Source organism: Desulfurella sp., from assembly GCF_023256235.1.
In the GTDB taxonomy this organism is placed as follows: Bacteria; Campylobacterota_A; Desulfurellia; order Desulfurellales; family Desulfurellaceae; genus Desulfurella.
This window is the reverse complement of record NZ_JAGDWY010000047.1, coordinates 22,478-27,322: the sequence shown is the minus strand read 5'-3', so window position 1 is coordinate 27,322 and position 4,845 is coordinate 22,478. Positions and strand designations below refer to the sequence as shown.

6 protein-coding genes and 1 other RNA gene are annotated in these 4,845 nt (G+C 29.4%); 5 read left to right on the top strand and 2 right to left on the bottom strand.

Annotation, left to right across the window (positions count from 1 at the left end; translation table 11 throughout):
* The 5 genes from Q0C22_RS04940 to Q0C22_RS04920 all read left to right on the top strand — a co-directional run.
* The coding region (locus Q0C22_RS04940; protein ID WP_291492366.1) for a DUF1015 domain-containing protein at positions 1–1,149 on the top strand (1,149 nt) is incomplete at its 5' end.
* On the top strand, positions 1,142–1,507 hold the full coding sequence (queD, locus tag Q0C22_RS04935; protein WP_291492364.1) for a 6-carboxytetrahydropterin synthase QueD: 366 nt from the start codon (positions 1,142–1,144) through the stop codon (positions 1,505–1,507). The genes Q0C22_RS04940 and queD, both read left to right, overlap by 8 nt.
* The gene (locus Q0C22_RS04930; protein WP_291492362.1) at positions 1,508–1,747 is read left to right on the top strand and encodes a DUF1844 domain-containing protein; all 240 of its coding nucleotides are present in this window, start codon (positions 1,508–1,510) and stop codon (positions 1,745–1,747) included.
* A gap of 8 nt (positions 1,748–1,755) precedes the next feature.
* On the top strand, positions 1,756–2,634 hold the full coding sequence (locus Q0C22_RS04925; RefSeq protein ID WP_291492360.1) for an HDOD domain-containing protein: 879 nt from the start codon (positions 1,756–1,758) through the stop codon (positions 2,632–2,634).
* Positions 2,635–3,441 (top strand): protein-glutamate O-methyltransferase CheR, encoded by an 807-nt coding sequence (locus tag Q0C22_RS04920; RefSeq protein ID WP_291492357.1) that lies wholly within the window; start codon positions 2,635–2,637, stop codon positions 3,439–3,441.
* Here Q0C22_RS04920 and rnpB read toward each other — a convergent pair.
* An RNA gene (rnpB, locus tag Q0C22_RS04915) (RNase P RNA component class A) lies at positions 3,439–3,779 on the bottom strand. The two genes, Q0C22_RS04920 and rnpB, sit on opposite strands and share 3 nt — an antisense overlap.
* Positions 3,780–3,804: 25 nt before the next feature.
* Positions 3,805–4,845, bottom strand: a 1,041-nt coding sequence (locus Q0C22_RS04910) for an N-acetylmuramoyl-L-alanine amidase (RefSeq protein WP_291492355.1), incomplete at its 5' end; no start/stop codon positions are given.

Genomic DNA, 4,845 nt, shown 5'->3' with positions numbered 1-4,845 from the left:
CATACATCACAAAATGTCTTTGTAGTCATAATGAATGTTATAGATAAAGACTATAAAAAACAGTTATTATCTAAAAATGATTTTAATATAGTAAGGATAGTTTTGCCAGAAGGCGAAAATGACAAGAAGTACGAAAATGCTAAGGATATTTTAGATTCCTGGTTTTTACAAGAAAAATTAATTTTTGATGTTGATTGTTCATTTTATGCTTATTCTTGCACGTATGATTTAAATAATACAAAAAAAATACTTTATGGCTTTTTGGGGGCACTAAAGCTTGAAGAACTTGGCGGTTCTATAAAGCCACACGAAAAAACACTAAAAGGCCCAAAAATAGATAGATTTAAGCTAATAACTTCAACAAACGCTATGTTTTGTCCTATAATGATGATTTACGATGATGAGGATTTATCAAATTTCGTGAAAGGTTGTAAAAAAGAAAATCTTTTTGAAGTTAATTTTGAAGATAAAATTCATAATGTTTATAAAATAAATGACATAGAAATAGTAAATCATATAAAAGAATCAATTAAAAACCAAACATTAGTTATAGCTGATGGACACCATAGGTATGAAACATGCTTATCTATCAGAAATTATTACAATAAAGCTGGACAAAAAAAGGCAGGGAGTGAATATGCACTTGTATTTTTTGTGGACAAAAATGATGGATTGGCTTTGATGCCAATTCATAGATTGATTAAAAAAATTAATATTGATGATTTTAGACAAAAGATTTATAATTATTTTGAAATTAGCGATGATTTTGACTATGATATAGTCATGTATGATGGTAAGTTTACTTATTTGAAATATATTGATAAAAATTCGAAAGATTTAATAGACAAACTCGATGTTAAGCTTTTTGAAAATATAGTATTTAAAAAAATGCTAAATCTAAGCGATGAAGATATTGCAAACAACGAAATTTCAGGTTATGCACACTCTAAAGAAGAAGTTATAAAAAGCGTGGATAGAAAGGAAGCTGTAGTTGGTTTTTTGTTAAAGCCTGTTACTTATGAGTCATTATTTGAGATAACAAAAAATAATCTTACATTTCCTCAAAAATCAACATATTTTTATCCTAAAATTCCAAGCGGTCTTGTAGGATATCACTTTAGTAGCATTGAAGGATGTCAACATGTTTGAAATATTTGTTGAAAGTGATTTTTCTGCTGCTCATAGATTAAATAATTATCTTGGAGCATGTGAGAATCTTCATGGCCATAACTTTAAGGTAGAAGTTGTTGTTAGATGTAAAAAATTAAATCAAATCTATATAGGTATTGATTTCAAAGAATTAAAAAAACACTTAAAAGAAATATTGTCAACGCTAGACCACAGATACTTAAATGAAATTGATTATTTTTCTAAAACAAATCCCACCTCTGAAATGATTGCTAAATATATTTTTGAAACATTAAAACCTCGCATAAAAGACTGCATGCTTTATAGTGTTAGTGTTTATGAAACACCTACATCTAAGGTAACTTACACGGAGGATTAAATGACATTTGAAGAATTTATATTGTCTGTGGCAGGTGGTGCTTATGTTCAGCTTGGTATAGTGGAAGATCCGTTTGATAATACAAAAAAAATCGATTTGGATATGGCAAAAGCAAGTATTGAATTACTGGAAATGCTTAAAGAAAAAACAAAAAACAATCTAACAAAAGATGAACAAGATTTAATTGAAAGCATAATATATGACTTAAATGAAAAGTATAATGAAAAACAAAATAAGTAGGTCTGACAATGAATAATGTAGAAAAATTATATAATAATTTAGATTCTATTGAAAATTTACCGGCTTTTCCACAAATTGCGCTTGAAATTACTTATTTATTAAGAAAAGAATCTACATCTGCAAAAAATTTATACGATCTTATACAGAAAGATCCTGTTTTGGTTTCTCAAATATTAAAAGCCGCAAACTCTCCATTTTATGGTCTTCACGGAAAAGTATCTTCCCTTATGCATGCTATTAATCTGCTTGGTTTTGTTCAGATAGAAAATATTGTTATAGCTTCGGCTTTGCTTTCTACTATGAAAAAATTTCCTATAAATAAAAGGTTTAATCCAAATCAATTCTTGGACCACTCGTTTGGTTGTGGCATAACAGCAAAAATTATTTCTAATATTTTAAATTTTCAAAGTGGAGGTTTAGAATTTTCTGCAGGTGTAATACACGACATTGGGAAAGTTATATTAGATTTATACAGTCAAGAAGATTTTGATAGAATTCTGAATTATGCATATAAGAATAATAAATCATTTTATGAATCAGAAATTGAACTTTTTGGCATAACTCACTGCGATTTAGCTGAAAAATTACTAAAAAGATGGAATTTACCAGAAGATTTAATCGATGCTGTGGTAAATCACCATACTCCAAAAAAAGCAAAAAATCCAATAATTGCATCCATCATAAGTGTTGCAGATTTACTTACTTACTCAGAAGGTATAGGTTTTGGTGGAAATTACTCTAAATTTTTAATGGAAGATCAGGAAGGATGGAAGATTATAACCTCAAATTTAGAAATTTCTAAAAAAATCGATTTAGCTTTATTTACATTCAAGCTTTTTGAACAAATTGATGAAGTAAAAAGAACTTACTTTAAGGAGCTATACTAAATGCCTGAAATGGATCCTGAGATTTTTGAAAAATTAAGAGATTTTATTTATGAAAAAAGTGGTATTTTTTTTGAATATAGCAAAAAATATTTACTTGAAAATAAATTGAACAAGCGCATACAAGAACTTAAACTAAGAGATTTTGATGATTATTTAAAATTTTTACAATTAAATAAAAATGAATTATATTTTCTATTCGATGCAATAACAATAAATGAAACATATTTTTTTAGACATGCACAACAAATAGAAGTATTTTTGATTATTGTGGATGAACTTTTGAAATATAAACCTATACTAAATGTTTGGAGTGCTGCTTGTTCAACTGGAGAAGAACCATATACTTTAGCAATAGCTTTAACTGAAAAATATGGTAATAACATACCTGCCAGGATTTTGGCATCGGATATAAGCCAAGAAGTATTAGAAAAGGCGAAAATTGGTGTATATAATGAGTATGCTTTAAAGGAACTTACACCTGATATAAGACAAAAGTATTTTGATTTCGAAAAAAATACTTACAAAATAAAAGATTTTGTTAAAAATAAAGTAGTATACAAGCAGGTAAATCTTGTAGACAACAGGGATTTATCAACTATTGGTAAAATGGATATTATATTTTTAAGAAATGTATTAATTTATTTTAACAATGAATCAAGACAAAAGGTTATAGATAAAATTTATAATGATATTTTGAATAAAAACGGTTATTTATTCTTAGGTGCTACAGAATCTATTTCAAGATTAAACACAAAGCTTAAACTTGTTCATTTTAAACAAGCACTTGCATATAAAAAAGAAGAGTAAGGCAAGCAGGCTATAAGCCAGGTTCTGTAAAGGATTGAATCCTTTGGGAGTCATTTATCTAAGCGACCTACCCGGAGATTATAGGCTCGGATCATGCCAATCTCCCTATTTGGTCTTGCTCTAAGCGGGGCTTGCAATGCCACAACCATTACTGGTTATGCGGTGAGCTCTTACCTCACCATTTCACTTTTTGCTTAAAAAGTAAATTACTTTTTAAGCAACTTCTTTTCTGTTGCGCTTTCCTGTGGATTACTCCAACCCTTTTTAGGGGCGCTTCGATCCGATAGAGCCTGGACTTTCCTCTGGCTTTTAATGCCAGCGACTCCCCACCTACTTGCCTCTATTTAATATATATCAAAGTTTTTATTTGTCAATTGATCTTGCAGTATCCAGGTATTTTATTAAGCCTAACGCAATGCCTTTTGCTATAGTTTGTTGATAATTGATATCCTTTAGATAACTATTATCCTGTGGATTTGTTATAAATAACGTTTCGATTAGTATAGAAGGGCAATTTGTACCTACAAGCACATAAAATGGTGCTTGATCAATACCACGATTTATTAAGCCAGGATATGACGGTTTTGCAATGGAATACATAGACTCATCAATATCTTTAGCAAGAATTGCCGATTCTTTCAGTTTAGCCTGATTTATTAGAGAAATAATGATTTTATTGATTGTTCCCATTTGTTCAATTGGGACATCATTTTCCACAGATGCTATCCTTAAAGCCTTTTGATTGCTTGTTGCATTTAAAAAAAACACTTCCATTCCTTTAGCTGATGGGTCAAGTGAAGCATTGGCGTGAATTGATACAAATAAATCCGCTTTAGCATCATTTGCTATTTTTACCCTTTGCAAAAGAGGAATAAATACATCGCTATCGCGCGTCATAACCACTTTGAAGCCTTTTTCTCTTAAAATTTCTGCGCAGTATTTTGCTATATTTAAAACTACGTCTTTTTCTTTAAGTCCTCCGATACCTATTGCTCCTGAATCTTTTCCGCCATGTCCTGGATCAAGCACTATAGTTATATTTTTTGGATTATAGGATAGTGGTTTTACCGGAGTTATTATCATAGGTATGTTATTTACAGTTTGAGTTGAATTAGTTTGTGCGGTTTTGATTGTATTCTCATCGCTTTTTGAAGTGTCTGATAAAATCAGGTTTATTATAAGTGTGCTTTTATTTATCTTTGATAAAGTTATATTGTATTTGTAAGCTTTATTCAGTTTAAAATAAATACGTGTTTGGTTTTGGAGTTGTTTTAAGATAATGTTTTCTACATCATATTCAGGTTTTAAATTTGCTTTTATCTCGCAATTGTTGGTTCCAATATAAAAAAGTTCATTTGAAAGCCTTATATATGTGTAATTTTCAAGATTATCAATTTTTAGCAT

Coding starts and splice junctions, on each gene's coding strand:
- queD (WP_291492364.1), top strand. CDS start 1,142: ATGTTTGAAATATTTGTTGAAAGTGATTTTTCTGCTGCTCATAGATTA.
- Q0C22_RS04930 (WP_291492362.1), top strand. CDS start 1,508: ATGACATTTGAAGAATTTATATTGTCTGTGGCAGGTGGTGCTTATGTT.
- Q0C22_RS04920 (WP_291492357.1), top strand. CDS start 2,635: ATGCCTGAAATGGATCCTGAGATTTTTGAAAAATTAAGAGATTTTATT.
- Q0C22_RS04925 (WP_291492360.1), top strand. CDS start 1,756: ATGAATAATGTAGAAAAATTATATAATAATTTAGATTCTATTGAAAAT.